The following is a 26,206-nucleotide window of genomic DNA, read 5'->3' on the forward strand; positions in this document are numbered from 1 at the left end:
TCAATGACGCGAATTATGCGTTCTGTGAGTGCGGGTTTGTGGCAGGGCCCCCGGATCACGGATGATGATCGCGGCGGAGGCGGTACGCAGATGTGGTTGATCGCCCAGTGAACGGGCGGTGAACGCCTGCTTCTCATCATCCGATAGCCTCTGCCGACATGCCGCCCAGCGGCCTGAGCCCCCTCGGGCCTGGGGCCGGGGCCTTCCCACCACGTACACGCCCGGCGCGAGGCCGCGTCGGCACCCAGGGAGTGAGTTCGCTGTCGACCGCCATCCTCACCGGCCAGCCGGTCCCCGGATCGTCGCTCGAGAGCGATCTGCGGTCGCTCGGCTTCGACGTGCGGCTCGCCGGCGAAGCCGGTGACGCCGAGACACTGCTGGCCGCCGTACCGGCGGACCAGCGGGTCGCCGTCGTCGACGCCCGCTTCGTGGGGCACCTGCACGCGCTGCGCCTCGGCCTCACGGACCCACGGTTCGCGGCCTCCGCGCTGCCCGGCGCCGTATCGGTACAGCCCGAGGCCCGCCGGGCGCTGACCCGTGCCGTGGCCCGTGAGAGCTCCGCCTCCGGCGGCCTCGCCGTCGCCACCGACAACCTCGCCGAGCGGCTCACCGCGGCCCTCGACGCGGACGGCGTCGCCGTGTTCCGCCCCGAGCTCGGCACGCTCGTCGCCGCGGTCCCCACCGACCCGCAGGAGCGCAACGAGGCACGGCAGGCCGTGTCCGCCGTGGACGACGAGGCCGTACGCCTGCGCAGCGCGGTCAAGGCCCGCGACGGCTTCTTCACCACGTACTGCATCAGCCCGTACTCGCGCTACATCGCCCGCTGGTGCGCCCGTCGCGGACTGACCCCGAACCAGGTCACCACCGCCTCCCTGCTCACCGCGCTGGTCGCCGCGGGCTGCGCCGCCACCGGCACCCGCGCCGGATTCGTCGCGGCCGGGCTGCTGCTCCTGTTCTCCTTCGTCCTGGACTGCACGGACGGGCAGCTCGCCCGCTACTCGCTCCAGTACTCGACGCTCGGCGCCTGGCTGGACGCGACCTTCGACCGCGCCAAGGAGTACGCCTACTACGCGGGCCTCGCCCTCGGAGCGGCCCGCGGCGGCGACGACGTATGGGCCCTGGCGCTCGGCGCGATGATCCTCCAGACCTGCCGGCACGTCGTGGACTTCTCCTTCAACGAGGCGAACCACGACGCCACCGCCAACACCAGCCCCACCGCCGCCCTCTCGGACAAGCTCGACAGCGTCGGCTGGACGGTCTGGGTGCGCCGGATGATAGTCCTGCCCATCGGCGAACGATGGGCGATGGTCGCCGTCCTCACGGCGCTGACGACCCCCCGCATCACCTTCTACGCGCTGCTCGTCGGATGCGCGTTCGCCGCGACGTACACCACGGCGGGCCGCGTACTGCGCTCGCTCACCCGCAAGGCCCGGCGCACGGACCGGGCGGCGCAGGCGCTGGCGGATCTCGCGGACAGCGGACCGCTCGTCGAACTGCTGGCGCGCCTCGCGCGCGGCACGGTCCGTGTCGCGGCGCCCGTCAGTGCCGCCGTCGGCGGCGTCCTCGTGGTGACCTCTGCCCTGCTCTGGGGCGCGGGCTGGCAGACCGTCCTGTGCGCTGTCGGCTACGTGCTCCTGTCCGCCCTCGCCGTCGTCCGCCCCCTCAAGGGCGCCCTCGACTGGCTGGTGCCCCCCTTCTTCCGCGCCGCCGAATACCTCACCGTTCTGGTACTGGCGGCCAAAGCCGATGTGAACGGAGCGCTTCCTGCGGCTTTCGGCCTGGTGGCCGCCGTCGCCTACCATCACTACGACACGGTGTACCGCATCCGCGGCAACGCCGGAGCCCCCCCGCACTGGCTGGTGCGGGCGATCGGCGGGCACGAAGGCAGGACGCTGGTGGTCACCGTCCTGGCCGCGCTGCTCACCGCCGCACAGTTCAAGGTCGCGCTCACGGTGCTCGCCGTGGCCGTGGCGCTGCTGGTGCTCGTGGAGAGCATCCGCTTCTGGGTGTCCTCCGGGGCCCCCGCCGTACACGACGAAGGAGAACCCGCATGATCGGCCTCGTGCTGGCGGCCGGCGCCGGACGGCGTCTGCGTCCCTACACCGACAGCCTCCCAAAGGCTCTCGTGCCGGTGGGTCCCGCGGGCATAGAGGACAGCATCACGGTCCTGGACCTGACCCTCGGCAACTTCGCCGAGATCGGTCTGACCGAGGTCGGGATCATCGTCGGCTACCGCAAGGAAGCCGTGTACGACCGCAAGGACGCCCTGGAGGCCAAGTACGGCCTCAAGATCACCCTCATCGACAACGACAAGGCCGAGGAGTGGAACAACGCCTACTCCCTGTGGTGCGGCCGTGACGCCCTCAAGGACGGTGTGATCCTCGCCAACGGCGACACCGTGCACCCGGTCTCCGTCGAGAAGACGCTGCTGGCCGCCCGCGGCGACGGCAAGCGGATCATCCTCGCCCTCGACACGGTGAAGAAGCTCGCCGACGAGGAGATGAAGGTCGTCGTGGACCCCGACAAGGGCGTCCGGAAGATCACCAAGCTGATGGAGCCCGCCGAGGCCACCGGCGAGTACATCGGTGTCACCCTCATCGAGGGCGACGCCGCCGCCGACCTGACCGACGCCCTGAAGACGGTGTGGGAGACGGACCCGCAGCAGTTCTACGAGCACGGCTACCAGGAGCTCGTCAACCGCGGCTTCAAGATCGACGTGGCGCCGATCGGCGACGTCAAGTGGGTCGAGATCGACAACCACGACGACCTCGCCAAGGGACGGGAGATCGCGTGCCAGTACTGACAAGGCTCATCCCCTCCCCGGTTGTCGTCGACATCCGCGCGGGTGCCCTGGACGACCTAGCGAGCGTGCTCTCCGACCAGCGGATCTCGCACTCCGGGAAGCTGGCCGTCGCCGTGAGCAACGGCTCCGGCGCGAAGCTGCGCGAGCGGATCGCCCCGGCCCTGCCCGGCGCCACCTGGTACGAGGTCGGCGGCGGCACCCTCGACGACGCGATCCGGCTGGCCGGTGCCATCAAGGCCGGCCACTACGACGCGGTCGTGGGCCTGGGCGGCGGCAAGATCATCGACTGCGCGAAGTTCGCCGCGGCGCGCGTCGGCCTCCCGCTGGTCGCCGTGCCCACCAACCTCGCGCACGACGGCCTGTGCTCGCCCGTCGCGACCCTCGACAACGACGCGGGCCGCGGCTCCTACGGTGTGCCGAACCCGATCGCGGTCGTCATCGACCTCGATGTGATCCGCGAGGCCCCCGTACGGTTCGTGCGCTCCGGCATCGGTGACGCCGTCTCCAACATCTCCGCCATCGCGGACTGGGAGCTCGCCCATCGCGTCAACGGCGAGAAGATCGACGGTCTCGCGGCCGCGATGGCACGCCAGGCCGGAGAGGCCGTACTGCGTCACCCCGGCGGCATCGGCGACAACGACTTCCTCCAGGTGCTCGCCGAGGCACTGGTCCTCAGCGGGATCGCCATGTCGGTGTCGGGCGACTCACGGCCCTCGTCGGGCGCCTGCCACGAGATCAACCACGCCTTCGACCTCCTCTTCCCCAAGCGCGCGGCCAGCCACGGCGAGCAGTGCGGTCTTGGCGCGGCCTTCGCGATGTACCTGCGGGGGGCGCACGAGGAGTCGGCGTACATGGCCGAGGTGCTGCACCGGCACGGGCTGCCGGTGCTGCCCGAGGAGATCGGGTTCACCGTGGACGAGTTCGTGCAGGTCGTGGAGTTCGCTCCGCAGACCCGGCCGGGCCGGTACACGATCCTCGAACACCTCGACCTGAAAACCAACCAGATCAAGGACATCTACTCCGACTATGCCAAGGCCATCAGTAGCTGAACTCCGCCCCGTCGTTCATCCCGCAGGGGTGAAGGACCGGCGCAGCGGTGAGCATTGGGCGGGACGCCTGTACATGCGAGAGATCTCGCTGCGCTGCGACCGCTACCTGGTGAACACCAGGATCACGCCCAACCAGCTCACGTACCTGATGACTGTCTTCGGCGTGCTAGCCGCCCCGGCCCTGCTGGTGCCGGGGATCCCGGGCGCCGTGCTCGGCGTGATCATGGTCCAGCTCTACCTGCTGCTCGACTGTGTCGACGGTGAGGTGGCGCGCTGGAAGAAGCAGTTCTCGCTCGGCGGGGTCTACCTGGACCGGGTCGGTGCCTATCTGACCGATGCCGCGGTGCTCGTGGGCTTCGGCCTGCGCGCCGCCGATCCCTGGGGTTCCGGGCGGATCGACTGGCTCTGGGCCTTCCTCGGCACCCTGGCGGCCCTCGGCGCGATCCTGATCAAGGCCGAGACCGACCTCGTCGGCGTCGCCCGCCACCAGGGCGGCCTGCCGCCGGTCAAGGAGTCGGCGTCCGAGCCGCGCTCCTCCGGCATGGCGCTGGCCCGCAAGGCCGCCGCCGCGCTGAAGTTCCACCGGCTGGTGCTCGGCATCGAGGCGTCCCTGCTGATCCTGGTGCTGGCCATCGTGGACTCGGTGCGCGGGGACCTGTTCTTCACCCGCCTCGGCGTCGCGGTCCTGGCCGGCATCGCCCTCCTCCAGACCGTGCTGCATCTCGTGTCCATCCTCGCCTCCAGCAGGCTGAAGTGAGTACGGCGATGAAGGTCGGCGCGGTCATCATCACCATGGGCAACCGCCCCGACGAGCTCCGAGCCCTGTTGGACTCCGTCGCCAAGCAGGACGGCGACCGGGTCGAGGTGGTCGTGGTCGGCAACGGCTCGCCCGTCCCCGACGTCCCCGAGGGCGTACGCACCGTCGAGCTGCCCGAGAACCTCGGCATACCCGGCGGCCGCAACGTGGGCATCGAGGCCTTCGGCCCCGGTGGCACGGACGTCGACGTCCTGCTCTTCCTCGACGACGACGGCCTCCTCGCCACCCACGACACCGCCGAGCTGTGCCGCCGGGCCTTCGCCGCCGACCCCGAGCTCGGCATCATCAGCTTCCGGATCGCGGACCCCGAGACCAAGGAGACCCAGCGCCGCCACGTACCGCGGCTGCGCGCCTCCGACCCGATGCGCTCCTCGCGCGTGACCACCTTCCTCGGTGGCGCCAACGCGGTCCGTACGAAGGTCTTCGCCGAGGTCGGCGGGCTTCCGGACGAGTTCTTCTACGCCCACGAGGAGACCGACCTCGCATGGCGGGCCCTCGACGCGGGCTGGATGATCGACTACCGGTCCGACATGGTGCTGTACCACCCCACGACCGCCCCTTCGCGGCACGCGGTGTACCACCGCATGGTGGCCCGCAACCGCGTCTGGCTCGCGCGCCGCAACCTTCCGGCGCCGCTCGTCCCCGTCTACCTCGGCGTCTGGATGCTCCTGACCCTGGCCCGCCGTCCCTCGGGACCTGCCCTGAAGGCGTGGTTCGGCGGTTTCAAGGAGGGCTGGACCAGTTCCTGCGGGCCCCGGCGCCCCATGAAGTGGCGTACGGTGTGGCGGCTGACCCGCCTCGGTCGTCCTCCTGTCATCTGACAAGCGGCTACGCCATCTGACAAGCTCGTTCCCGGGAGCACGTTCGCCGTACCCCGGTGTCCCGTGCCCTCAGCCCCTGCCGACCAGGCCGTGCGCATCATGAAGACGAAAGTTTCCATTTGTGAGTGAGACAACGCATGACGGAGCTGTCGCGGTGAGCGACCGTCCGTCCCCCGATGACGGGCTCTCCGCGGCCGACCTGGCCGACAAGTACGGGCTCGCGGTGAGCGGCGCCCGGCCCGGACTCGTCGAGTACGTGCGTCAGCTGTGGGGGCGGCGGCACTTCATCCTCGCCTTCTCGCAGGCGAAACTCACCGCGCAGTACAGCCAGGCCAAGCTGGGCCAGCTGTGGCAGGTGGCGACGCCGCTGCTGAACGCGGCCGTGTACTACTTCATCTTCGGCGTGATCCTCAAGGCCAGCCGGGGCATGTCGCACGACACCTACATCCCGTTCCTGGTGACCGGTGTGTTCGTCTTCACGTTCACGCAGAGCTCGATCATGGCGGGCGTCCGTGCGATCTCGGGCAACCTGGGGCTGGTGCGCGCGCTGCACTTCCCGCGCGCCTCGCTGCCCATCTCCTTCGCGCTCCAGCAGCTCCAGCAGCTGCTGTTCTCGATGATCGTGCTGTTCGTCGTGGTGATCGGTTTCGGCAGCGTGCCGGGTCTGTCCTGGCTGCTGATCGTCCCGGTGCTGGTGCTGCAGTTCCTCTTCAACACCGGCCTCGCGCTGATCGTGGCGCGCATGGGCGCCAAGACGCCGGACCTCGCCCAGCTGATGCCGTTCATCCTGCGCACCTGGATGTACACCTCGGGCGTCATGTTCTCCATCAGCAACATGCTCGTCGGACGGCCCGAGTGGTTCATCCGCGCGCTCCAGGTGAACCCGGCCGCGATCTACATGGACCTGATGCGCTTCGCCCTCATCGACGGCTACGGCGCCTCGAACCTGCCGCCCCATGTGTGGGCCATCGCCACCTTCTGGGCCGTGGTCGTCGCCGCCGGCGGGTTCGTGTACTTCTGGAAGGCGGAAGAGAGGTACGGCCGTGGCTGAGCAGACATCCCACATCCCGACCGTGATCGCGGACGAGCTGCACATCGTCTACCGCGTGAACGGCGCCAAGACCGGCAAGGGCAGCGCCACCGCCGCCCTCAGCCGCATCATCAAGCGCGGCGAGGAGCGGGGCGTACGCAAGGTGCACGCCGTCAAGGGCGTCTCCTTCACGGCCTACCGCGGCGAGGCCATCGGCCTGATCGGCTCCAACGGCTCCGGAAAGTCGACGCTCCTGCGTGCCATCGCCGGTCTGCTGCCCGCCGAGAAGGGCAAGGTCTACACCGACGGCCAGCCCTCGCTGCTCGGCGTGAACGCGGCCCTGATGAACGACCTCACGGGCGAACGCAACGTCATATTGGGCGGGCTCGCGATGGGCATGTCCCGCGAGCAGATCAGGGAGCGCTACCAGGAGATCGTCGACTTCTCGGGCATCAACGAGAAGGGCGACTTCATCACCCTGCCGATGCGCACCTACTCCTCCGGCATGGCGGCGCGGCTGCGCTTCTCCATCGCGGCTGCCAAGGACCACGACGTCCTCATGATCGACGAGGCCCTCGCCACCGGAGACCGCTCCTTCCAGAAGCGCTCCGAGCAGCGGATCCGCGAGCTGCGCAAGAGCGCGGGCACGGTGTTTCTGGTCAGCCACAACAACAAGTCGATCCGCGACACCTGCGACCGCGTGCTCTGGCTGGAGCGCGGTGAGCTGCGGATGGACGGTCCGACCGAAGAGGTCCTCAAGGAGTACGAGAAGTTCACGGGCAAGTAGCTCGTAGTAGCCAGGGCCCCGCCGCAACGATTCGGCGGGGCCCTGCGTCTGCAAAGGAAACGCCAACTCCTGCTGGCCTTAGGAATCTTGACACCAATCGGTGTGTTGTTGTGATGTGCAGGACACCCCGACGAACCTTGCTGCGTTGTACAACGTAAGCTGTACCGGTGCTGAATCGCGGCAAGTGGGGCGATACTGCGCGACACCCGGCACCGGCGCGCCGCGCGGAGTCCCGGGCGGCGTGTCCGAAATGGGCACTATTGGGTCGGCAGTGTAGAACGGGAGATGTGACGGCAATGGCTACGGAAACTCTCCAGCTCCGCGACGCGTGTGCCGTCCCCGCGCCGGGCGGCGAGCGGTGACCCAAGCCGGTACGGCGCGCACTGGTGAGACGGAGCGCGGAACGCTCGACAAGGCCGCGGGCGAGAACTTCCCCGTGGCACCCTTCTTCCTGCCCCAGGCCTGGCGCGACGACCTGATGGCCGTCTACGGCTTCGCCCGCCTCGTCGACGACATCGGTGACGGCGACCTCGCCCCGGGCGGCGCGGACGCCGGACTGCTCGGCGTGTCGCCCGAGGAGGCCGAGGACCGTCTCGTACTCCTGGACGCCTTCGAGGCCGATCTGCACCGCGTGTTCGACTCGACGCCGCACCACCCGCTGCTGCGCCGCCTGCAGCCCACGGTCCGCCGCGCGGACCTCACCCCCGAACCCTTCCTCGGGCTGATCGCGGCCAACCGCCAGGACCAGCTGATCAAGCGCTACGAGACCTATGACGACCTCGTGGCCTACTGCGAGCTGTCCGCCAACCCCGTCGGCCGCCTGGTGCTGTCCGTCACCGGCGCCTCCACGCCCGAGCGGATCCGCCGCTCGGACGCGGTGTGCACGGCGCTGCAGATCGTCGAGCACCTCCAGGACGTCGCCGAGGACCTCGGCCGCGACCGCATCTACCTGCCGGCCGAGGACATGAAGCGCTTCCATGTCCAGGAGGCGGATCTCGCCACGGCCACCGCGGGCGCATCGGTGCGCGCGCTGGTCGCATACGAAGCAGAACGCGCGCTCCACCTCCTGAATGAAGGCACCCCCCTCGTGGGTAGCGTCCACGGCAGGTTGAAGCTGTTGCTCGCGGGGTTCGTGGCAGGGGGAAGGGCGGCGATCCGCGCGATCGCCGCCGCCGAATACGACGTACTTCACGGCCCGCCCAAGCCCGGCAAGCTCCAGCTGCTGCGCGAGGTGGGAGTGACTCTGCGAGGAGAGGGGTGATCCGGACCGTGGAGTCGGAACAACACGTGTCCGCACCGGTACTCGCCGCATACAGCTACTGCGAGGCAGTGACCGGTCAGCAGGCTCGTAATTTCGCCTATGGCATCAGACTTCTGCCGACGCCCAAGCGTCGTGCGATGTCGGCGCTCTACGCGTTCTCACGGCGTGTCGACGACATCGGCGACGGCGCGCTGCCGACGGACGTGAAGGCGGCGCGGCTCGAGGACACCCGGGCTCTGCTCGCCCGGGTCCGCGAGGGCCGGGTCGACGAGGACGACACCGACCCGGTCGCGGTCGCCCTCAGTCACACCGCCGCGTACTTCCCGGTGCCGCTGGGCGGCCTCGACGAACTCATCGACGGCGTCCTGATGGACGTACGCGGTGAGACGTACGAGACCTGGGACGATCTGAAGGTGTACTGCCGGTGCGTGGCCGGGGCGATCGGGCGGCTCTCGCTCGGCGTGTTCGGTACGGAACCGGGGGCGCGCGGCGCCGAGCGCGCGCCGGAGTATGCGGACACGCTCGGGCTCGCGCTCCAGCTCACCAACATCCTCCGGGACGTACGGGAGGACGCCGCCGGCGGGCGCACCTATCTGCCCGCCGACGACCTCGCGAAGTTCGGCTGCTCGGCCGGGTTCAACGGCCCGAAGCCGCCCGAGGGCTCCGACTTCGCGGGCCTCGTCCACTTCGAAGTGCGACGGGCCCGCACCCTTTTCGCCGAGGGCTACCGGCTGCTGCCCATGCTCGACCGGCGCAGCGGCGCCTGTGTCGCGGCCATGGCCGGCATCTACCGGCGGCTCCTCGACCGTATCGAGCGCGAGCCGGAGGCCGTGCTGCGCGGCCGCGTCTCGCTGCCGGGGCGCGAGAAGGCGTACGTCGCCGTGCGCGGCCTCTCCGGTCTGGACGCCCGGCATGTCTCCCGGCGTACCGTCAGGAGGCGTACCTGATGGACAATATGGGCCAAGGTGATTCCACCGGCGAAAAGCGGCACGCAACCCTCCGGCACCGGGTGGCGTCCCTGACTGCGATGGCCTGCCGTGCACCGTTCAATCACCGCGGCACGGCCGCTGGGGAGGGTGCACGATGAGCGAGGACACGCAGCCCACGGGGGCTTCGGGCCGCCCGGAAGGGGCCGGCGCCGTAGTGATCGGCGGCGGGCTGGCCGGAATCACCGCCGCGCTCGCACTGGCCGACGCCGGGGTGCGTGTCACCCTGCTCGAAGGCCGGCCGCGGCTCGGCGGGCTCGCCTTCTCCTTCCGGCGCGGCGAACTCACCGTGGACAACGGACAGCATGTGTATCTGCGCTGCTGCACCGCCTACCGCTGGTTCCTCGACCGTGTCGACGGGGCCTCGCTCGCGCCCCTGCAGGATCGTCTCGACGTGCCCGTTCTCGACGCCGAGGCGAAACCCGGGCGGCGGCTCGGCAGAATCGGCCGCAGCGCGCTGCCCGTACCTCTGCATCTCGCGCGCAGCCTGGCGACCTATCAGCATCTGTCGCTCGCCGAGCGCGCCAAGGTCGGCCGTGCCGCACTGGCGCTCAAAGCGCTCGATCTCGACGATCCGGCCCTTGACGACCAGAACTTCGGCCAATGGCTCACCGAACACGGTCAGTCGGAGCGTGCCGTCGAGGCACTGTGGGACCTGGTGGGGGTCGCCACCCTCAACGCGGTGGCCGGCGACTCCTCGCTCGGGCTCGCCGCGATGGTGTTCAAGACCGGTCTGCTGTCCGACCCGGGCGCGGCCGACATCGGCTGGGCACGCGTCCCGCTGGGCGAACTGCACGACACGCTGGCCCGCAAGGCGCTCGACTCCGCGGGCGTGCGTACCGAAGTCCGTACACGCGTCACCTCCATCTCCCTTAACGAGAACGGGCGTTGGAGCGTTCAGGTTCCCGGCGAGACGCTCGACGCCGACACCGTCGTCCTCGCCGTACCCCAGCGCGAGGCGCACGATCTGCTGCCCGAGGGAGCGCTCGACGCCCCTGAACAGCTGCTGGAGATCGGCACCGCGCCGATCCTCAACGTCCATGTCGTCTACGACCGGAAGGTGCTCGCGCGACCGTTCTTCGCCGCCCTCGGCTCCCCGGTGCAGTGGGTCTTCGACCGGACCGACGCGTCCGGACTGCGGGAAGGGCAGTACCTCGCCCTGTCGCAGTCGGCCGCCCAGGACGAGATCGACGCACCCGTCGCCGTCCTGCGCGAGCGCTATCTGCCGGAGCTGGAGCGGCTGCTGCCTGCCGCGCGCGGCGCGGAGGTGAAGGACTTCTTCGTGACCAGGGAGCGCACCGCGACGTTCGCCCCCACCCCGGGCGTCGGGCGGCTGCGGCCCGGCGCTCGCACCAGAGCCCCCGGCCTGTATCTGGCCGGCGCGTGGACCGCCACCGGGTGGCCCGCGACCATGGAGAGTGCGGTCCGCAGCGGCGCCGGTGCGGCGCGAGCCGCACTGGGCGCCCTGGGCCGGCCCCGCGACCACCTCCTCGCGTTCGAGGAGGCGGCCTGATGCTCGACGAGCGCGCGGCAGACCCCCGCACCCCCGGTACCGCAACAAGAGGAGAGACTGTGCCCACTGTGCCCCCGGCCGACAAGGCTGCCGACGCGGTGGACGTGACCGCGCTCCTGGAGCGCGGCCGGACCCTGGCCACACCGGTGCTGAAGGCGGCCGTCGACCGCCTGGCGTCGCCCATGGACACCGTCGCCGCCTACCACTTCGGCTGGATCGACGCCCAGGGCAACCCCGCGGACGGCGACGGCGGCAAGGCCGTACGCCCCGCGCTGGCCGTGCTGTCCGCGCAGGCCGCCGGTGCCGCCCCCGAGGTCGGCGTGCCCGGCGCGGTTGCGGTCGAGCTGGTGCACAACTTCTCCCTGCTGCACGACGACCTGATGGACGGCGACGAGCAGCGCCGCCACCGCGACACCGTCTGGAAGGTGCACGGCCCCGCCCAGGCGATCCTCGTCGGCGACGCCCTGTTCGCGCTGGCCAACGAGATCCTCCTCGAACTCGGCACCGTCGAGGCCGGCCGCGCCACCCGCAGGCTGACCAGCGCCACCCGCGCCCTCATCGACGGCCAGGCCCAGGACATCTCCTACGAGCACCGCGACCGCGTCAGCGTCGAGGAGTGCCTGGAGATGGAGGGCAACAAGACGGGCGCCCTGCTCGCCTGCGCCTGCTCCATCGGCGCGGTCCTCGGCGGCGCGGACGACCGCACCGCGGACACGCTGGAGAAGTACGGCTACCACCTCGGCCTGGCCTTCCAGGCCGTCGACGACCTCCTCGGCATCTGGGGCGACCCGGAGGCCACCGGCAAGCAGACCTGGAGCGATCTGCGCCAGCGCAAGAAGTCCCTGCCGGTCGTGGCGGCGCTCGCCGCGGGCGGCCCCGCCTCCGAGCGGCTCGGCGAACTGCTCGCCGAGGACGCCAAGGCCAGCGACTTCGAGAACTTCTCCGAGGAGGAGTTCGCCGTGCGCGCCGCGCTCATCGAGGAGGCGGGCGGCCGCGAGTGGACCGCCCAGGAGGCACGCCGCCAGCACACCATCGCCATCGAAGCACTGGACGCCGTGGAGATGCCCGACCAGGTGCGGGCCCAGCTCGTGGCGCTCGCCGACTTCGTCGTCGTACGGAAGAGATGATCACTATCGGTCGAATAAACCTCGCGTAGTCGCCGGCCGGTGCCTCCCCCAAGCTCTCAACTCCGTTCGAGCAGGGTGGGACCCCCATGAGACAGACGCACCGGCCGACGGCGGACCCAGCAGAGTCGTACCACTGCACGAAGGGGAAGCCATGACAGCGACGACCGACGGAAGTACCGGGGCACTGCCGCCCCGCGCTGCCGCGGCCAGCGAAATCCACCCAGAGACGACTCCCGTGGCGGCCGGGACAGTCGAGACCCGAGACGTCGCCACGCACGCCATACAGCGCGCCACCGATTTCCTGCTCTCACGGCAGGACGCGGAGGGCTGGTGGAAGGGCGACCTCGAGACGAACGTCACGATGGACGCCGAGGACCTGCTCCTCCGTCAGTTCCTGGGAATCCGCGACGAGACGATCACACGCGCCGCCGGACTGTTCATCCGCGGCGAGCAGCGCGAGGACGGCACCTGGGCCACCTTCTACGGCGGCCCCGGCGAACTCTCCACCACCATCGAGGCGTACGTCGCCCTGCGGCTGGCCGGGGACGGCCCGGACGAGCCGCACATGGCGAGGGCGGCCGCCTGGATCCGCGAGCGGGGCGGCATCGCCTCGGCCCGCGTCTTCACCCGGATCTGGCTCGCCCTGTTCGGCTGGTGGAAGTGGGACGACCTGCCCGAACTCCCGCCGGAACTCATCTACTTCCCGAAGTGGATGCCGCTCAACATCTACGACTTCGGCTGCTGGGCGCGGCAGACGATCGTGCCGCTGACCATCGTCTCGGCGAAGCGCCCGGTGCGGCCCGCGCCGTTCCCGCTCGACGAGCTGCACACCGACGCCAATGACCCCAACCCGGTCAAACCCCTCGCTCCCGTGGCGAGTTGGGACGGGGCCTTCCAGCGTCTCGACAAGGCCCTGCACCAGTACCGCAAGGTCGTCCCGCGCAAGCTGCGCCGGGCCGCGATGAACACGGCGGCGCGCTGGATCATCGAACGGCAGGAGAACGACGGCTGCTGGGGCGGCATCCAGCCACCCGCGGTGTACTCGGTCATCGCGCTGCACCTGCTCGGCTACGACCTCCAACACCCCGTCATGCGTGAGGGGTTGGCGTCGCTGGACCGGTTCGCCGTCTGGCGCGAGGACGGCGCCCGGATGATCGAGGCCTGTCAGTCACCGGTCTGGGACACCTGCCTCGCCACCATCGCACTCGCCGACGCGGGCCTGCCCGCCGACCATCCGCAGCTGGTGAAGGCCGCGGACTGGATGCTCGGCGAGGAGATCGTGCGGCCCGGGGACTGGGCGGTGAAGCGGCCCCACCTTCCGCCCGGGGGTTGGGCCTTCGAGTTCCACAACGACAACTACCCCGACATCGACGACACCGCCGAGGTCGCCCTCGCGCTGCGCCGCGTCCGCCACCACGACCCGGAGCGCGTCGAGCACGCCATCGGGCGCGGGGTGCGCTGGAACCTCGGTATGCAGTCCAAGGACGGCGGCTGGGGCGCCTTCGACGTCGACAACACCAGCGCCTTCCCCAACCGGCTCCCGTTCTGCGACTTCGGGGAGGTCATCGACCCGCCGTCCGCCGACGTCACCGCCCATGTGGTGGAGATGCTCGCGGTCGAGGGGCTCTCGCACGACCCGCGCACCCGCCGGGGCATCGAGTGGCTGCTCGCCCACCAGGAGCCGGACGGCTCGTGGTTCGGGCGCTGGGGTGTCAACTACGTCTACGGAACGGGGTCGGTGCTCCCGGCGCTCGTGGCCGCCGGACTGCCGGCCTCGCACCCGGCGATCCGCCGGGCCGTAGCCTGGCTGGAAACCGTCCAGAACGACGACGGCGGCTGGGGCGAGGACCTGCGCTCCTACCACGAGGCCGCCGAGTGGAGCGGACGCGGCGCCTCGACCGCCTCCCAGACCGGCTGGGCGCTGCTCGCCCTGCTGGCCGCGGGGGAGCGGGGCTCCAAGGCGGTGGAACGCGGGATCGCCTGGCTCGCGGAGACCCAGCTGGCGGACGGCTCCTGGGACGAGCCGTACTTCACCGGCACCGGGTTCCCGTGGGACTTCTCGATCAACTACCACCTCTACCGGCAGGTCTTCCCGCTCACCGCACTCGGCCGCTATGTCCACGGCGAACCGAGCTTCGTCCACGGCGAGTCGTTCGCCGAGGTCAAGGGGGGTAGATGAGCACGAAGCCCGATCCGGCCCCGCTGCTGATCGCCTGCGCGCTCGGCATCGAGCACCTCGCCCTGCGCAGCGGTGACCGCACCGGGGCCGACGGGCCCGTCACCGTCCTGCGCACCGGCATGGGGCCCAAGGCCGCCGAACGCTCGCTCACCCGGGTCCTGGCCGACCCGGCGCTGAGCGAGGCCGCCGTCCTGGCCACGGGCTTCTGCGCGGGGCTCGCCCCGGGCATGCACCCCGGTGACCTGGTGGTCGCCGAGGAGACCCGGGACCCACGCGGCAGCACCCCGTGCGTGGGCACCGAACTACTCGTCAAGGAACTACTGCGTACCGTGCCCGGGCGCACCGTCCACACCGGGCCCCTCATCGGTTCCGATCACGTCGTCCGAGGTCACGAGCGGTCGGATCTGCTCGCGACCGGCGCGATCGCGGTCGACATGGAATCCGCGGCCACGCTCCACAGCGCCGTGCGGACGGGCGCGCGCCCGGTTGCGGCCGTACGGGTGGTCGTGGACGCTCCAGAACATGAACTCGTCCGAATCGGCACAGTGCGCGGTGGAATATCAGCTTTCCGTGTTCTTCGTGCCGTCCTTCCCGCTTTCTTTGAATGGCACCGTTCTTTGTTGCTCCCCCGGAGGTGAGCCAGATGGCCATGCCGCTTCGGCAGACCATGAAAGTCGCTGCGTACCTGTTTGAACAGAAGCTCAGGAAGCGGGACAAGTTCGCGCTGCTGGTCGAGTTGGAACCCCTCTTCGCCTGCAATCTCAAATGCGAGGGCTGCGGCAAGATCCAGCACCCGGCGGGGGTGCTCAAGCAGCGCATGCCCGTCGCCCAGGCCGTGGGAGCGGTTCTCGAATCCGGTGCGCCGATGGTGTCCATCGCCGGCGGCGAGCCGCTGATGCACCCGCAGATCGACGAGATCGTGCGGCAGTTGGTGGCCAAGAAGAAATACGTCTTCCTGTGCACGAACGCGCTGTTGATGCGCAAGAAGATGGACAAGTTCAAGCCCTCGCCGTATTTCGCCTGGGCCGTGCACATCGACGGGCTGCGCGAGCGGCACGACGAGTCGGTGGCCAAGGAGGGCACCTTCGACGAGGCGGTCGCGGCCATCAAGGAGGCCAAGCGGCGCGGCTTCCGGGTCACCACCAACTCGACCTTCTTCAACACCGACACCCCGCAGACCGTCATCGAGGTCCTCAACTTCCTCAACGACGACCTGAAGGTGGACGAGATGATGCTCTCGCCCGCCTACGCCTACGAGAAGGCGCCCGACCAGGAGCACTTCCTCGGTGTCCAGCAGACCCGGGAGCTGTTCAAGAAGGCCTTCTCGGGCGGCAACCGGCGCCGCTGGCGGCTCAACCAGAGCCCCCTCTTCCTGGACTTCCTGGAAGGCAAGGTCGACTTCCCGTGCACCGCGTGGGCGATCCCCAGCTACTCGCTCTTCGGCTGGCAGCGGCCCTGCTACCTGATGAGCGACGGGTACGTGCAGACGTACAAGCAGCTCCTGGAGGACACCGACTGGGACTCCTACGGGCGCGGCAGGGACGAGCGGTGCGCGAACTGCATGGCGCACTGCGGCTACGAGCCGACCGCCGTCCTCGCCACGATGGGCTCCCTCAAGGAGTCGCTGCGCGCCGCCCGCGAGACCTTCACGGAAAGCCGCGGGTGACGACATGACCGCCGTTTCCTTGGGCCTCCCCGAGGTGCCGGTCCGACCGATCGCCGAACGCCGTGTGTCGCGGCGGATCCAGGTCGGAGCGGTGGCGGTCGGGGGCGGAGCACCCGTTTCGGTGCAGTCGATGACGACGACGCGTACGTCGGACATCGGTGCCACCCTGCAGCAGATCGCGGAACTCACCGCGTCCGGCTGCCAGATCGTGCGCGTCGCCTGCCCCACGCAGGACGACGCGGACGCCCTCGCGACCATCGCCCGCAAGTCCCAGATCCCGGTGATCGCGGACATCCACTTCCAGCCCAAGTACGTGTTCGCGGCCATCGACGCGGGCTGTGCGGCGGTGCGGGTGAACCCGGGCAACATCAAGCAGTTCGACGACAAGGTCCGCGAGATCGCACGGGCCGCCTCGGACGCCGGGACGCCGATCCGGATCGGGGTCAACGCCGGGTCGCTCGACCGGCGGCTGCTGCAGAAGTACGGCAGGGCGACCCCCGAGGCGCTGGTCGAGTCGGCGCTGTGGGAGGCGTCCCTCTTCGAGGAGCACGGGTTCCGGGACATCAAGATCTCGGTGAAGCACAACGACCCGGTGGTGATGGTCAACGCCTACCGGCAGCTCGCCGCCCAGTGCGACTACCCGCTGCACCTCGGTGTGACGGAGGCCGGTCCGGCGTTCCAAGGCACGATCAAGTCCGCCGTCGCCTTCGGGGCGCTGCTCAGTGAGGGCATCGGGGACACCATCCGGGTCTCCCTGAGCGCCCCGCCCGCCGAGGAGGTCAAGGTCGGCCTCCAGATCCTGGAGTCGCTGAACCTGAAGCAGCGCCGCCTGGAGATCGTCTCGTGTCCGTCCTGCGGGCGCGCCCAGGTGGACGTCTACAAGCTGGCCGACGAGGTCACGGCCGGTCTGGAGGGGATGGAGGTCCCGTTGCGCGTCGCGGTCATGGGCTGCGTCGTCAACGGCCCCGGCGAGGCACGGGAGGCGGACCTGGGGGTCGCCTCCGGCAACGGCAAGGGGCAGATCTTCGTCAAGGGCGAGGTCATCAAGACCGTGCCCGAGTCGAAGATCGTCGAGACCCTCATCGAGGAAGCGATGAAGATCGCCGAGCAGATGGAGAAGGACGGCGTCGCCTCCGGCGAACCCGCCGTCACCGTGAGCTGATCAGCACGGACCGAGAGGGGGCCCGAGCGTGACGATTCTGGAGAGCATCCGGGGACCACGCGACCTGAAGGCGCTGTCCGAGGCGGACGTCGGTGAACTGGCGGATGAGATCAGGGAGTTCCTGGTGCACGCGGTGGCCAGGACCGGCGGTCACCTCGGACCCAATCTGGGGGTGGTGGAACTCTCCATCGCGCTCCACCGGGTCTTCGAGTCACCCGTCGACCGCATCCTGTGGGACACCGGCCACCAGAGCTACGTACACAAGCTGCTGACGGGACGCCAGGACTTCTCCAAGCTGCGCGGAAAAGGTGGCCTGTCCGGCTATCCCTCGCGTGAGGAGTCCGAGCACGACATCATCGAGAACAGCCACGCCTCCACGGCGCTCGGCTGGGCGGACGGGCTCGCCAAGGCCCGTCAGGTGCAGGGCGAGAAGGGCCATGTCGTCGCGGTCATCGGCGACGGCGCGCTGACCGGCGGCATGGCGTGGGAGGCGCTGAACAACATCGCCGCCGCCAAGGACCGCCCGCTGATCATCGTCGTCAACGACAACGAGCGCTCGTACGCGCCGACCATCGGTGGCCTCGCCAACCACCTCGCGACCCTGCGGACGACCGACGGTTACGAGAAGGTCCTCGCCTGGGGCAAGGACGTACTGCTGCGCACCCCCGTCGTCGGGCACACGATCTACGAGTCGCTGCACGGCGCGAAGAAGGGGTTCAAGGACGCCTTCGCGCCGCAGGGCATGTTCGAGGACCTCGGGCTCAAGTACGTCGGGCCGATCGACGGGCACGACGTCGGCGCCGTGGAGTCCGCGCTGCGCCGCGCGAAACGTTTCCACGGGCCGGTTCTGGTGCACTGCCTGACCGAGAAGGGGCGCGGTTACGAGCCCGCGCTCGCGCACGAGGAGGACCACTTCCACACGGTCGGTGTGATGGATCCGCTGACGTGCGAGCCGCTCGCGCCTTCGGGCGGGCCGTCCTGGACCTCGGTGTTCGGGGACGAGATCCTCCGGATCGGCGAGGAGCGGGACGACGTCGTGGCGATCACGGCGGCCATGCTGCACCCGGTGGGGCTCGGGAAGTTCGCCGAGCGGTTCCCCGACCGGGTGTGGGACGTCGGGATCGCCGAACAGCACGCCACGGTGTCGGCGGCCGGGCTCGCCACGGGCGGTCTCCACCCGGTCGTCGCCGTCTACGCGACCTTCCTCAACCGGGCCTTCGACCAGCTCCTCATGGACGTCGCGCTGCACCGCTGCGGAGTGACCTTCGTGCTGGACCGGGCGGGGGTCACCGGTGTCGACGGGGCCTCGCACAACGGCATGTGGGACATGTCGATCCTCCAGGTCGTGCCGGGCCTGAGGATCGCCGCGCCGCGCGACGCCGACCAGCTGCGGGCCCAGCTGCGGGAGGCGGTCGCCGTCGACGACGCGCCGACGCTGATCCGCTTCCCGAAGGAGTCGGTGGGCCCCGAGATCCCGGCGGTCGACCACCTGGGCGGACTCGACGTCCTGCACCGCTCCGACGACACCCCGCAGGTCCTTCTGGTCGCCGTCGGCGTGATGGCGCCGGTCTGCCTCCAGGCGGCCGAGCTGCTGGAGGCCCGTGGGGTCGGCTGCACGGTCGTCGACCCGCGCTGGGTCAAACCCGTCGACCCGGCGTTGCCCGGCCTCGCGGCCGAGCACCGGCTCGTCGCGGTCGTCGAGGACAACAGCCGGGCGGCCGGCGTCGGCGCGGCGGTCGCGCTGGCGCTCGGGGACGCCGAGGTCGACGTGCCCGTACGGCGCTTCGGCATCCCGGAGCAGTTCCTCGCGCACGCCAAGCGCGGGGAGGTGCTGGCCGACATAGGTCTCACGCCCGTCGAGATCGCCGGGCGGATCAGCGCCGGCCTGGCCGTCAAGGACGCGCTGTCGAAGGACGCGCCGTTCGAGGATGAGTTGTCCAAGGAGAAACAGGAATGACCGACCCTGCGGAGAAGGGGGAGTTCGACCTCGGCGCGCTCCTCGCCGAGCGCGGAGCCGAGCGCTACGAGCTGCACACCAAGTACCTGAACCACCAGCTCCCGCGCATGCTGCACACCATCGGCTTCGACAAGGTGTACGAGCGGGCCGAGGGCGCGCACTTCTGGGACGCGGACGGCAACGACTACCTGGACATGCTCGCCGGCTTCGGGGTGATGGGTCTGGGCCGCCACCACCCCGTCGTCCGCAAGGCGCTGCACGACGTCCTGGACGCCTCGCTCGCCGACCTCACCCGCTTCGACTGCCAGCCGCTGCCCGGGCTCCTCGCCGAGAGGCTGCTCGCCCACAGTCCCCACCTGGACCGGGTGTTCTTCGGCAACAGCGGTACGGAGGCGGTGGAGACCGCGCTCAAGTTCGCCCGGTACGCCACCGGGAGGCCGAGGATCCTCTACTGCTCCCACGCCTTCCACGGGCTGACCACCGGCTCGCTGTCCGTCAACGGCGAGGACGGCTTCCGCGACGGCTTCGCCCCGCTGCTGCCCGACACCCCCGTTCCGCTCGGTGACCTGGACGCTCTGGCCCGGGAGCTGAAGAAGGGGGATGTCGCCGGGCTGATCGTCGAGCCCATCCAGGGCAAGGGCGTGCACGAGGCCCCACCCGGATATCTGCGTGCCGCGCAGGAGCTGCTGCACCGGCACAAGGCGCTGCTCATCGCGGACGAGGTGCAGACGGGCCTCGGGCGGACCGGGGACTTCTACGCCTACCAGCACGAGGAGGGCGTCGAACCGGACCTGGTGTGCGTGGCGAAGGCGCTGTCCGGCGGCTATGTGCCGGTCGGCGCGACGCTCGGCAAGGACTGGATCTTCAAGAAGGTCTACTCGTCCATGGACCGGGTCCTCGTGCACTCGGCGAGCTTCGGCTCCAACGCGCAGGCCATGGCGGCGGGCCTCGCCGTGCTCTCCGTGATGGAGAACGAACAGATCGTCGCGGGCGCCCGGACCACCGGAGAACAACTCAGGTCCCGGCTCGCGGCGCTCATCGACAAGTACGAGCTGCTGAGCGACGTACGCGGCCGGGGCCTGATGATCGGCATCGAGTTCGGTCGGCCCAAGTCGCTCAAGCTGCGCAGTCGTTGGACCATGCTGCAGGCCGCGCGCAAGGGACTGTTCGCGCAGATGGTCGTCGTCCCGCTGCTCCAGCGGCACCGCATCCTCACCCAGGTCTCCGGCGACCACCTGGAGGTGATCAAGCTGATCCCGCCGCTGATCATCGGCGAACGGGACGTGGACCGGTTCGTGGAGGCCTTCACCGCCGTGATGGACGACGCCCACAGCGGCGGCGGCCTGATGTGGGACTTCGGAAAAACCCTGGTCAAGCAGGCGGTCGCCAACCGCTAGCCCCGCGGCGCGAAGAGACGGGGCGGGCTCGAAGCAGGGGCCGCCCGAATCGGGGCGGGCTCGAGGTATGGGCCCGCCTCAACCAGAATCGTTTTGCCTCTGGGGCAAGAAATTTGCCCGAGAGGCAAGTGTGCGGCTCAATGGAGTGCATGAGCCCTGTCGAGTCGGGGGCGGCCGCCACACCGCCCGAGTCCGCAGCAGCCGAGGTGCTGCCCGCCGTCGCACCGCAGCTGCGTGCGCTGCGCCGCCGGGCCTCGCTCACCCTGGAGGCCGCGGCCGGCGCCGCCGGCCTTTCGGCTGCCCACCTCTCCCGACTGGAGACGGGACAGCGTCAGCCCTCGCTGCCGATGCTGCTCGCACTCGCTCGTATCTACGGTACGACGGTCTCGGAGCTGCTGGGCGAGACGGTCGCCGAACGGGACGCGATCGTTCGGGCCACCGACATGGAGCCGACGAAGGCGGGCGGCTGGACCTACTGGCAGGCCGGTGCCCCGGGCCGCGGAATGCAGGCCCTGCGGGTGCACGTCCCCTACGGCTCGCAGGGCGACATCGTGCGCGTCCACCCCGGTGAGGAGTGGCTCTACGTCCTCCAGGGGCGGCTGCGGCTGCGCCTCGGGGACACCGCCCAGGTGCTCGCCCCCGGGGACAGCGCGCACTTCGACTCGCTGACCCCGCACCGCATCGCGGCTGCCGATCAGTCGGGGGCCGACCTCCTCTTCGTACACACCCTGCTGCAGAGCCCCACCGCCGCGCTGTGTCTCGGCCCGGCGGCAGGACACCCGACCATGGGAGAGCTGTCATGACGGAATCCACGCAACCCCCGGAGTCCACGGAATCCGCCGACCTCGCCCCTCGGCGGCGCATGGTCGAGAAGTTCCCCCGCGCCCTGTGGGTACGTCTCTTCATCTACATCGCCGTCGGCCACCTCTTCGCGGCCTTCATCTATCTGCTGTTCGAGCTGGGCGGGCAGAACCAGTAGCCCAGGGTTCAGTCCAGCAGGCGCTCGCGCAGCCGCTCCCGCTGCTCGGGCGTGACCCCCAGCCCCTGCTCCAGGTAGGCGTCGATGCCGCCCCAGGTCTCCTCGATCGTCTCGAAGGCCGCGGTCAGATACTCGGCGCGGGCGTCGAACAGGGGACTGAGCAGCTCCATGACCTCGGGGGAGCGGGCCGCTTCCGAGGAGCCGGTGCGGCGCACCTTGTAGCGGCGGTGGGTCGCGTTCGACTCCAGGTAGTCGGCCACGATCGCGTCGCGCTCGACGTCGAGGGCGAGGAGCGTCACGGCTATGGAGAGGCCCGCGCGGTCCTTGCCCGCCGCGCAGTGCATCAGCGCGGGCACGCTGTCCTCGGCCAGGGCGTGCAGCACGTGGGAGTGCTCGGCCGTGCGCTCCTTGACGATCGTGCGGTAGGAACCGATCATCCGGTTCGCCGCCTTGCCGTCGCCGAGGTGGCCGCGCAGCTGTTCGACGTCACCCTCACGGACCATCTTCCAGAACTCGCTGCCGTCGGCAGGGTCGGTGAGCGGAAGGTTCACGTTCCGTACACCGGGCAGATCGACGTCCGGCCCCTCCAGCTTCTGGTCCGCGGCATTGCGGAAGTCGAAGACCGTGTGCAGCCCGAGAGAGGAGAGGAACGCGGCGTCCTCCTCCGTGGCGTGCGCGAGATGACCACTGCGGAACAGCCGTCCGTAGCGCACTCGCCGGCCGTCCACGGTGGGCAGGCCGCCCACGTCTCGGAAGTTGCGCACTCCGGCCAGCTCCGGCTCGGTCGACGGCACCTGCTGCGTCACGGGGACTCCTCCCATTGGACCGCCGGCACTGCTCGGCGACGCTCGCCGACGGGAATCGCGCTTTCGACGATACGACATGGGTTCCTCAGGCAATGAAGTTGTCCACAGCCGTTGCCTCCCGCGTGAGACGCCGTTGATGATGTTGGTGATTGAGTGCGGATGTTCGAATCTGTGAGGGTTTGATGATCGATATCGGCGAAGATGGTCGTACGTGGCTTCTTTCGGGTCCCACGAGCAGCTACGCACTACGGCTGACCGACCTCGACGAACTGCTCCATCTCCACTGGGGGCCACGGATCGCCCTCGCCGACGCCGAGTCGCTGGCCGACCTGCCCGGCCCGCCGTACCGGCCCTTCGAGTCCCGGCTCGACGGGCGCGAGGAGTATCCCGTCGAGGGCGGCCCCCGCTTCGTACGCCCGGCGCTGTCCGTACGGACGCAGGAGCGGCGCGGCACCGAGTGGCGTTTCGAGACGTCCTTCGTGGAGCAACACGCCGACGGCGACGAACTGCGGCTGCGCTTCGCGGACGACGGGCTCGGCATCACCCTGCACTACCGGATGCGCGGCGACGTCGTCGAGCGCTGGGTGACCCTGGCCAACGAAGGACCTTCCCTGGAGCTGCTGCGCGCGGACTCCGCGACCTGGACGCTGCCCGAGCGCGACGGGTGGCGCCTCTCCCAGCTGCACGGGCGGTGGGCGGCCGAGTCCCGACTCGCGCGCTCCCCCCTCACCTACGGTGAGAAGGTCATCGGCAGCCGCCGCGGGCACACCGGGCACCAGCACCTGCCGTGGGTCGCGCTGGACAGCGGGGCGAGTGAGGAGAGCGGCGAGGTCTACGGGTGCGCGCTCGGCTGGTCGGGCTCGTGGCGGATGTGCGTGGCCCAACTCCCCGACGCGCGCGTGCAGATCTCCGCCGGCGCCGGGTACGACGACTCCGGACTGCTGCGCCTGGAGACGGGGGAGTCGTACACCACCCCCGTCTTCGCGGGGCTGTGGAGCGACGGCGGCTTCGGCGCGGCGAGCCGGACGTGGCACGCGTACCAGCGGGCGTTCGTGATCCCGGACGCGGACCAGGACCGGCCGGTGCTCTTCAACTCCTGGGAGGCGACCCACTTCGACATCTCCGAGGAGCGGCAGCGGGAGCTGGCCCGGCGGGCCGCGGAGATGGGCGTCGAGCTGTTCGTCGTCGACGACGGCTGGTTCGGGGCACGGACGAGCGACCGCGCCGGGCTCGGCGACTGGGCCCCCAACCCGGACCGCTTCCCGCAGGGTCTGAAGCCGCTCGCCGACGACGTGCACGCGCTCGGCATGCAGTTCGGGATCTGGGTCGAGCCGGAGATGGTCAACCCGGACAGCGAGCTGTACCGCGCGCACCCCGACTGGGTGCAGTTCCAGCCGGGGCGGACCAGGACGGAGTTCCGCAACCAGCTCGTCCTCAACCTCGCCCGACCGGATGTCCAGGAGTACCTGTGGGAGCAGCTCGACGGTCTGCTCTCGAGCGCCCCGATCGACTATGTGAAGTGGGACTTCAACCGCTGCTTCACGGACGCCGGTTGGCCCGGTGAGCCGTATCCGCAGAAACTGTGGGTCGAGCACGTGGAGGCCCTGTACGGGCTCCTGGACCGGCTGCGCGCCGAGCATCCCGGGGTCGCCTTCGAGTCCTGTTCGGGCGGTGGCGGCCGGATCGACCTCGGCGTCATGGCGCGTACGGACCAGGTGTGGACCTCCGACAACACCGACCCGCTCGACCGGCTCGCCATCCAGCACGGCTTCAGCCAGATCCACCCGGCCCGGATCATGGCCGCCTGGGTCACCGACAGTCCGAACGCGCAGCTCAACGGTCGGATCAGTTCGCTGCGCTTCCGGTTCGTGAGCGCCATGGCCGGGGTGCTGGGGGTCGGCGGTGACCTGGCCGACTGGAGCGAGGCGGACCTCGTCGAGGCGCGGGAGTGGGTGGAGCTCTACAAGGAGATCCGGCCGGTCGTGCAGCGCGGCGACCTCTACCGGCTGCGGCCTCCGGAGGGCGGGCTGAGCGCCGTGCAGTACGTCCACGGCGACGAGACCGTCGTCCTCGCCCTGCTCCAGGCCCAGCGTCACGGCGAGCCGGTCGCCCCGCTCCGGTTGCGCGGGCTCGATGCGAGCGCCGCGTATGAATGCCGCGAAACGGGCGAAATGCATCGAGGTGCGGTGCTGCTGCATCACGGGTTGCGGACGAGGCTGCGCGGGGACTTTGATGCGGCAGTTGTCCGACTACGTCGTATGTGAGCGATCTGCCCTTATTGATGCCTTAATTCCAACTGGACCTGGAATAAAGGACCGTGGTGTGACCTGCGTGAGCAGCGTCATATTCGTGACGATGCGTTGCGGGCCCGCTTTCTCGATCCGCCCGAATTCCCGGGTAGTTCGAGAGACCGCGGAGATCATTGTCCACGGAGGGTGACCGGAATTCCGGCCTGGATCAAGAAAGGCACGTGCACAGAAAAGCCACATGGTTGGCGATGCGCCTCCATCTCGCTTACGTTCGCCCTCAATCCGGACGGACGCCCAATCCTGCCGCCGCCCGGTATCCGCACACCCACCGGTAACCGGCAGGAGCGGGGGACCCACAGGTACCACGCCTGTTCCGGTCTCCGGAACGGCTAGGGGTATAGCCGCGCAGCCGCGTGGCCGGGCATCTCCAGCCCGCACCCGACAGCTCACCTCGCAGGCGCCGGAGAGGAATTCTTCATGCCCGCGAAGGGTAAGCACCGCCGACCCAAGTCCCAGCGTTTCTCACGCTCGATCGCCGTGGCCGGAACCGGTGGTGCCGCCCTTGCGCTGCCGCTGATGGGGACCGCCGGTGCCCATGCCGCGACGCCGACGGCCGCGGTTTCGTCCACTCCGGAAAAGACCGCGATCATTTACGGCGCGGCGGTTTCGGAAAAGACCGTGACGGTTTCGGAAAAGACGGCGACGACGTCCACGGTCTCGACGAAAACCTATTCGGTGAAGGCCGGCGACTGGCTCTCCAGGATCGCCGAGCGGCAGCACGTCAGCGGCGGCTGGCAGAAGCTCTACTCCGACAACCGCCAGGCCATCGGCAGCGACCCCTCGCTGATCCACCCCGGCCTGAAGCTCACGATCGGCGAGAGGGCCGCGTCGACCGACGACACCAAGCCGTCGACCAAGACGTCCACGCAGTCGTCCGCCAAGACGTCCACGCGGTCGTCGGCGCAGTCGGCCACCGGGTCGTCCGGCGCGGCGGACGCGCCCAAGACCCAGGCCGCCGCCCCCCGGGTCACCGGCACCGCCACCGACACCGGTTACACCCTGCCGGTCGGGGGCGCCACCATCGGCACCGGCTACAAGGTCGCCGGCAGCATGTGGTCCAGCGGCTATCACACCGGCGTGGACTTCGTGGTCCCGACCGGCACCACCATCAAGGCCGTCGCCGCCGGCACCGTCGTATCGGCCGGCTGGGGTGGCGCGTACGGCAACCAGGTCGTCATCCAGCACGCCGACGGCCGGTACTCGCAGTACGCCCACATGTCCGCCCTGTCCGTCTCGGCGGGCCAGACCGTGACCGAGGGCCAGCAGATCGGCCTCTCCGGCGCGACCGGCAACGTCACCGGTCCGCACCTGCACTTCGAGATCCGCACCACCCCGAACTACGGCTCGGACATGGACCCGGTCGCGTATCTGCGCTCGCACGGTGTCGCCGTCGGCTGACACCCGCCGCGCCTCTCACGTCCTCGAGGGTCGGGGCCCCCCCCCCCCCGGGGCCCCCCCCCCCCGCGCGCCCCCCGCCCCCCCCCGGGTTTTTGATATAGGGCCCAATAGGGGGGTTTGGCCCGGGGGCAAGAAGGGGGTGAACGGGGGGGGGTGGGG

Annotated in this window: 23 protein-coding genes and 1 riboswitch; of the genes, 22 read left to right on the plus strand and 1 reads right to left on the minus strand. The window is 70.0% G+C overall.

What is annotated here, in order from left to right; all coding sequences use genetic code 11:
• The first annotated feature begins 260 nt into the window (after window positions 1-260).
• From ACIRA5_RS49200 to ACIRA5_RS49295, 20 genes are all read left to right on the plus strand, one after another.
• Window positions 261-2,054: a DUF5941 domain-containing protein gene (locus tag ACIRA5_RS49200; protein WP_403703963.1), complete on the plus strand. Its 1,794-nt coding sequence runs from the start codon at window positions 261-263 to the stop codon at window positions 2,052-2,054.
• On the plus strand, window positions 2,051-2,803 hold the full coding sequence (locus ACIRA5_RS49205) for a sugar phosphate nucleotidyltransferase (RefSeq protein ID WP_190168309.1): 753 nt from the start codon (window positions 2,051-2,053) through the stop codon (window positions 2,801-2,803). Before ACIRA5_RS49200 ends, ACIRA5_RS49205 begins: the two co-directional genes overlap by 4 nt.
• Complete coding sequence (locus ACIRA5_RS49210; protein ID WP_403703915.1) at window positions 2,791-3,852, plus strand: iron-containing alcohol dehydrogenase family protein; 1,062 nt, start codon at window positions 2,791-2,793, stop codon at window positions 3,850-3,852. Before ACIRA5_RS49205 ends, ACIRA5_RS49210 begins: the two co-directional genes overlap by 13 nt.
• Window positions 3,830-4,609 (plus strand): CDP-alcohol phosphatidyltransferase family protein, encoded by a 780-nt coding sequence (locus tag ACIRA5_RS49215; RefSeq protein ID WP_352047739.1) that lies wholly within the window; start codon window positions 3,830-3,832, stop codon window positions 4,607-4,609. The genes ACIRA5_RS49210 and ACIRA5_RS49215 overlap by 23 nt, the downstream gene beginning before the upstream one ends.
• A gap of 8 nt (window positions 4,610-4,617) precedes the next feature.
• A complete protein-coding gene (locus ACIRA5_RS49220; RefSeq protein ID WP_403703966.1) occupies window positions 4,618-5,490 on the plus strand; it encodes a glycosyltransferase family 2 protein in 873 nt (290 codons plus the stop codon).
• Window positions 5,491-5,611: 121 nt separating this feature from the next.
• Window positions 5,612-6,541 (plus strand): ABC transporter permease, encoded by a 930-nt coding sequence (locus tag ACIRA5_RS49225; RefSeq protein WP_351298833.1) that lies wholly within the window; start codon window positions 5,612-5,614, stop codon window positions 6,539-6,541.
• Window positions 6,534-7,307 carry an ABC transporter ATP-binding protein gene (locus ACIRA5_RS49230; RefSeq protein ID WP_099919499.1) on the plus strand — a complete coding sequence of 258 codons (774 nt, stop codon included), beginning with the start codon at window positions 6,534-6,536 and terminating at the stop codon, window positions 7,305-7,307. Before ACIRA5_RS49225 ends, ACIRA5_RS49230 begins: the two co-directional genes overlap by 8 nt.
• A gap of 358 nt (window positions 7,308-7,665) precedes the next feature.
• A complete protein-coding gene (gene hpnC / locus ACIRA5_RS49235) occupies window positions 7,666-8,568 on the plus strand; it encodes a squalene synthase HpnC (protein WP_403703920.1) in 903 nt (300 codons plus the stop codon).
• On the plus strand, window positions 8,565-9,515 hold the full coding sequence (hpnD, locus tag ACIRA5_RS49240; protein ID WP_403703923.1) for a presqualene diphosphate synthase HpnD: 951 nt from the start codon (window positions 8,565-8,567) through the stop codon (window positions 9,513-9,515). The genes hpnC and hpnD overlap by 4 nt, the downstream gene beginning before the upstream one ends.
• An 8-nt stretch (window positions 9,516-9,523) precedes the next feature.
• Window positions 9,524-9,655 carry a DUF6380 family protein gene (locus ACIRA5_RS49245; RefSeq protein ID WP_225900914.1) on the plus strand — a complete coding sequence of 44 codons (132 nt, stop codon included), beginning with the start codon at window positions 9,524-9,526 and terminating at the stop codon, window positions 9,653-9,655.
• Entirely contained in the window at window positions 9,652-11,067 is a 1,416-nt protein-coding gene (hpnE, locus tag ACIRA5_RS49250; protein ID WP_403703926.1) for a hydroxysqualene dehydroxylase HpnE, read from the plus strand. The genes ACIRA5_RS49245 and hpnE overlap by 4 nt, the downstream gene beginning before the upstream one ends.
• Complete coding sequence (locus ACIRA5_RS49255) at window positions 11,067-12,194, plus strand: polyprenyl synthetase family protein (RefSeq protein ID WP_079064752.1); 1,128 nt, start codon at window positions 11,067-11,069, stop codon at window positions 12,192-12,194. The genes hpnE and ACIRA5_RS49255 overlap by 1 nt, the downstream gene beginning before the upstream one ends.
• Before the next feature lie 151 nt (window positions 12,195-12,345).
• Window positions 12,346-14,373, plus strand: a complete 2,028-nt coding sequence (gene shc / locus ACIRA5_RS49260; protein ID WP_403703929.1) for a squalene--hopene cyclase — start codon at window positions 12,346-12,348, stop codon at window positions 14,371-14,373.
• Entirely contained in the window at window positions 14,370-15,011 is a 642-nt protein-coding gene (locus tag ACIRA5_RS49265) for a 1-hydroxy-2-methyl-2-butenyl 4-diphosphate reductase (protein ID WP_403703932.1), read from the plus strand. Before shc ends, ACIRA5_RS49265 begins: the two co-directional genes overlap by 4 nt.
• A gap of 5 nt (window positions 15,012-15,016) precedes the next feature.
• The gene (gene hpnH, locus ACIRA5_RS49270; protein WP_403703935.1) at window positions 15,017-16,039 is read left to right on the plus strand and encodes an adenosyl-hopene transferase HpnH; all 1,023 of its coding nucleotides are present in this window, start codon (window positions 15,017-15,019) and stop codon (window positions 16,037-16,039) included.
• Between the two features lie 4 nt (window positions 16,040-16,043).
• Window positions 16,044-17,201 carry a flavodoxin-dependent (E)-4-hydroxy-3-methylbut-2-enyl-diphosphate synthase gene (ispG, locus tag ACIRA5_RS49275; RefSeq protein ID WP_168513724.1) on the plus strand — a complete coding sequence of 386 codons (1,158 nt, stop codon included), beginning with the start codon at window positions 16,044-16,046 and terminating at the stop codon, window positions 17,199-17,201.
• Between the two features lie 28 nt (window positions 17,202-17,229).
• Window positions 17,230-19,158, plus strand: coding sequence for a 1-deoxy-D-xylulose-5-phosphate synthase (gene dxs, locus ACIRA5_RS49280; RefSeq protein WP_403703938.1), 1,929 nt, complete (start codon window positions 17,230-17,232; stop codon window positions 19,156-19,158).
• Window positions 19,155-20,555, plus strand: coding sequence for an aspartate aminotransferase family protein (locus ACIRA5_RS49285; protein ID WP_403703941.1), 1,401 nt, complete (start codon window positions 19,155-19,157; stop codon window positions 20,553-20,555). The genes dxs and ACIRA5_RS49285 overlap by 4 nt, the downstream gene beginning before the upstream one ends.
• Window positions 20,556-20,704: 149 nt before the next feature.
• Entirely contained in the window at window positions 20,705-21,358 is a 654-nt protein-coding gene (locus ACIRA5_RS49290) for a helix-turn-helix domain-containing protein (RefSeq protein ID WP_403703944.1), read from the plus strand.
• Window positions 21,359-21,417: 59 nt separating this feature from the next.
• A complete protein-coding gene (locus ACIRA5_RS49295; RefSeq protein ID WP_054232722.1) occupies window positions 21,418-21,534 on the plus strand; it encodes a DUF6126 family protein in 117 nt (38 codons plus the stop codon).
• A gap of 8 nt (window positions 21,535-21,542) precedes the next feature.
• Here the strand turns inward: ACIRA5_RS49295 and ACIRA5_RS49300 are convergent, their stop codons facing one another.
• Window positions 21,543-22,340 carry a tyrosine-protein phosphatase gene (locus ACIRA5_RS49300; RefSeq protein ID WP_403703947.1) on the minus strand — a complete coding sequence of 266 codons (798 nt, stop codon included), beginning with the start codon at window positions 22,338-22,340 and terminating at the stop codon, window positions 21,543-21,545.
• 182 nt (window positions 22,341-22,522) lie between these two features.
• On the opposite strand from ACIRA5_RS49300, the gene ACIRA5_RS49305 reads away from it, so the two are divergent.
• Together ACIRA5_RS49305 and ACIRA5_RS49310 are read left to right on the plus strand one after the other, a co-directional pair.
• Window positions 22,523-24,604, plus strand: a complete 2,082-nt coding sequence (locus ACIRA5_RS49305; protein WP_403703950.1) for an alpha-galactosidase — start codon at window positions 22,523-22,525, stop codon at window positions 24,602-24,604.
• Between the two features lie 301 nt (window positions 24,605-24,905).
• Window positions 24,906-25,064: riboswitch (cyclic di-AMP (ydaO/yuaA leader) on the plus strand.
• Between the two features lie 2 nt (window positions 25,065-25,066).
• Window positions 25,067-26,047, plus strand: a complete 981-nt coding sequence (locus ACIRA5_RS49310) for a peptidoglycan DD-metalloendopeptidase family protein (RefSeq protein ID WP_403703953.1) — start codon at window positions 25,067-25,069, stop codon at window positions 26,045-26,047.
• Window positions 26,048-26,206 lie beyond the last annotated feature (159 nt).

Origin of the sequence: Streptomyces sp. NPDC096311 (genome assembly GCF_044763085.1) — a bacterium.
Classification (GTDB): Bacteria; Actinomycetota; Actinomycetes; order Streptomycetales; family Streptomycetaceae; genus Streptomyces.

Bases quoted from the DNA above. Each gene is read 5' to 3' on its own strand.
- ACIRA5_RS49205 (WP_190168309.1), top strand. From the start codon at position 2,051: ATGATCGGCCTCGTGCTGGCGGCCGGCGCCGGACGGCGTCTGCGTCCC.
- ACIRA5_RS49215 (WP_352047739.1), top strand. From the start codon at position 3,830: ATGCCAAGGCCATCAGTAGCTGAACTCCGCCCCGTCGTTCATCCCGCA.
- ACIRA5_RS49220 (WP_403703966.1), top strand. From the start codon at position 4,618: ATGAAGGTCGGCGCGGTCATCATCACCATGGGCAACCGCCCCGACGAG.
- ACIRA5_RS49245 (WP_225900914.1), top strand. From the start codon at position 9,524: ATGGGCCAAGGTGATTCCACCGGCGAAAAGCGGCACGCAACCCTCCGG.
- hpnE (WP_403703926.1), top strand. From the start codon at position 9,652: ATGAGCGAGGACACGCAGCCCACGGGGGCTTCGGGCCGCCCGGAAGGG.
- ACIRA5_RS49255 (WP_079064752.1), top strand. From the start codon at position 11,067: ATGCTCGACGAGCGCGCGGCAGACCCCCGCACCCCCGGTACCGCAACA.
- shc (WP_403703929.1), top strand. From the start codon at position 12,346: ATGACAGCGACGACCGACGGAAGTACCGGGGCACTGCCGCCCCGCGCT.
- ACIRA5_RS49265 (WP_403703932.1), top strand. From the start codon at position 14,370: ATGAGCACGAAGCCCGATCCGGCCCCGCTGCTGATCGCCTGCGCGCTC.
- hpnH (WP_403703935.1), top strand. From the start codon at position 15,017: ATGGCCATGCCGCTTCGGCAGACCATGAAAGTCGCTGCGTACCTGTTT.
- ispG (WP_168513724.1), top strand. From the start codon at position 16,044: ATGACCGCCGTTTCCTTGGGCCTCCCCGAGGTGCCGGTCCGACCGATC.
- ACIRA5_RS49285 (WP_403703941.1), top strand. From the start codon at position 19,155: ATGACCGACCCTGCGGAGAAGGGGGAGTTCGACCTCGGCGCGCTCCTC.
- ACIRA5_RS49290 (WP_403703944.1), top strand. From the start codon at position 20,705: ATGAGCCCTGTCGAGTCGGGGGCGGCCGCCACACCGCCCGAGTCCGCA.
- ACIRA5_RS49295 (WP_054232722.1), top strand. From the start codon at position 21,418: ATGGTCGAGAAGTTCCCCCGCGCCCTGTGGGTACGTCTCTTCATCTAC.
- ACIRA5_RS49305 (WP_403703950.1), top strand. From the start codon at position 22,523: ATGATCGATATCGGCGAAGATGGTCGTACGTGGCTTCTTTCGGGTCCC.
- ACIRA5_RS49310 (WP_403703953.1), top strand. From the start codon at position 25,067: ATGCCCGCGAAGGGTAAGCACCGCCGACCCAAGTCCCAGCGTTTCTCA.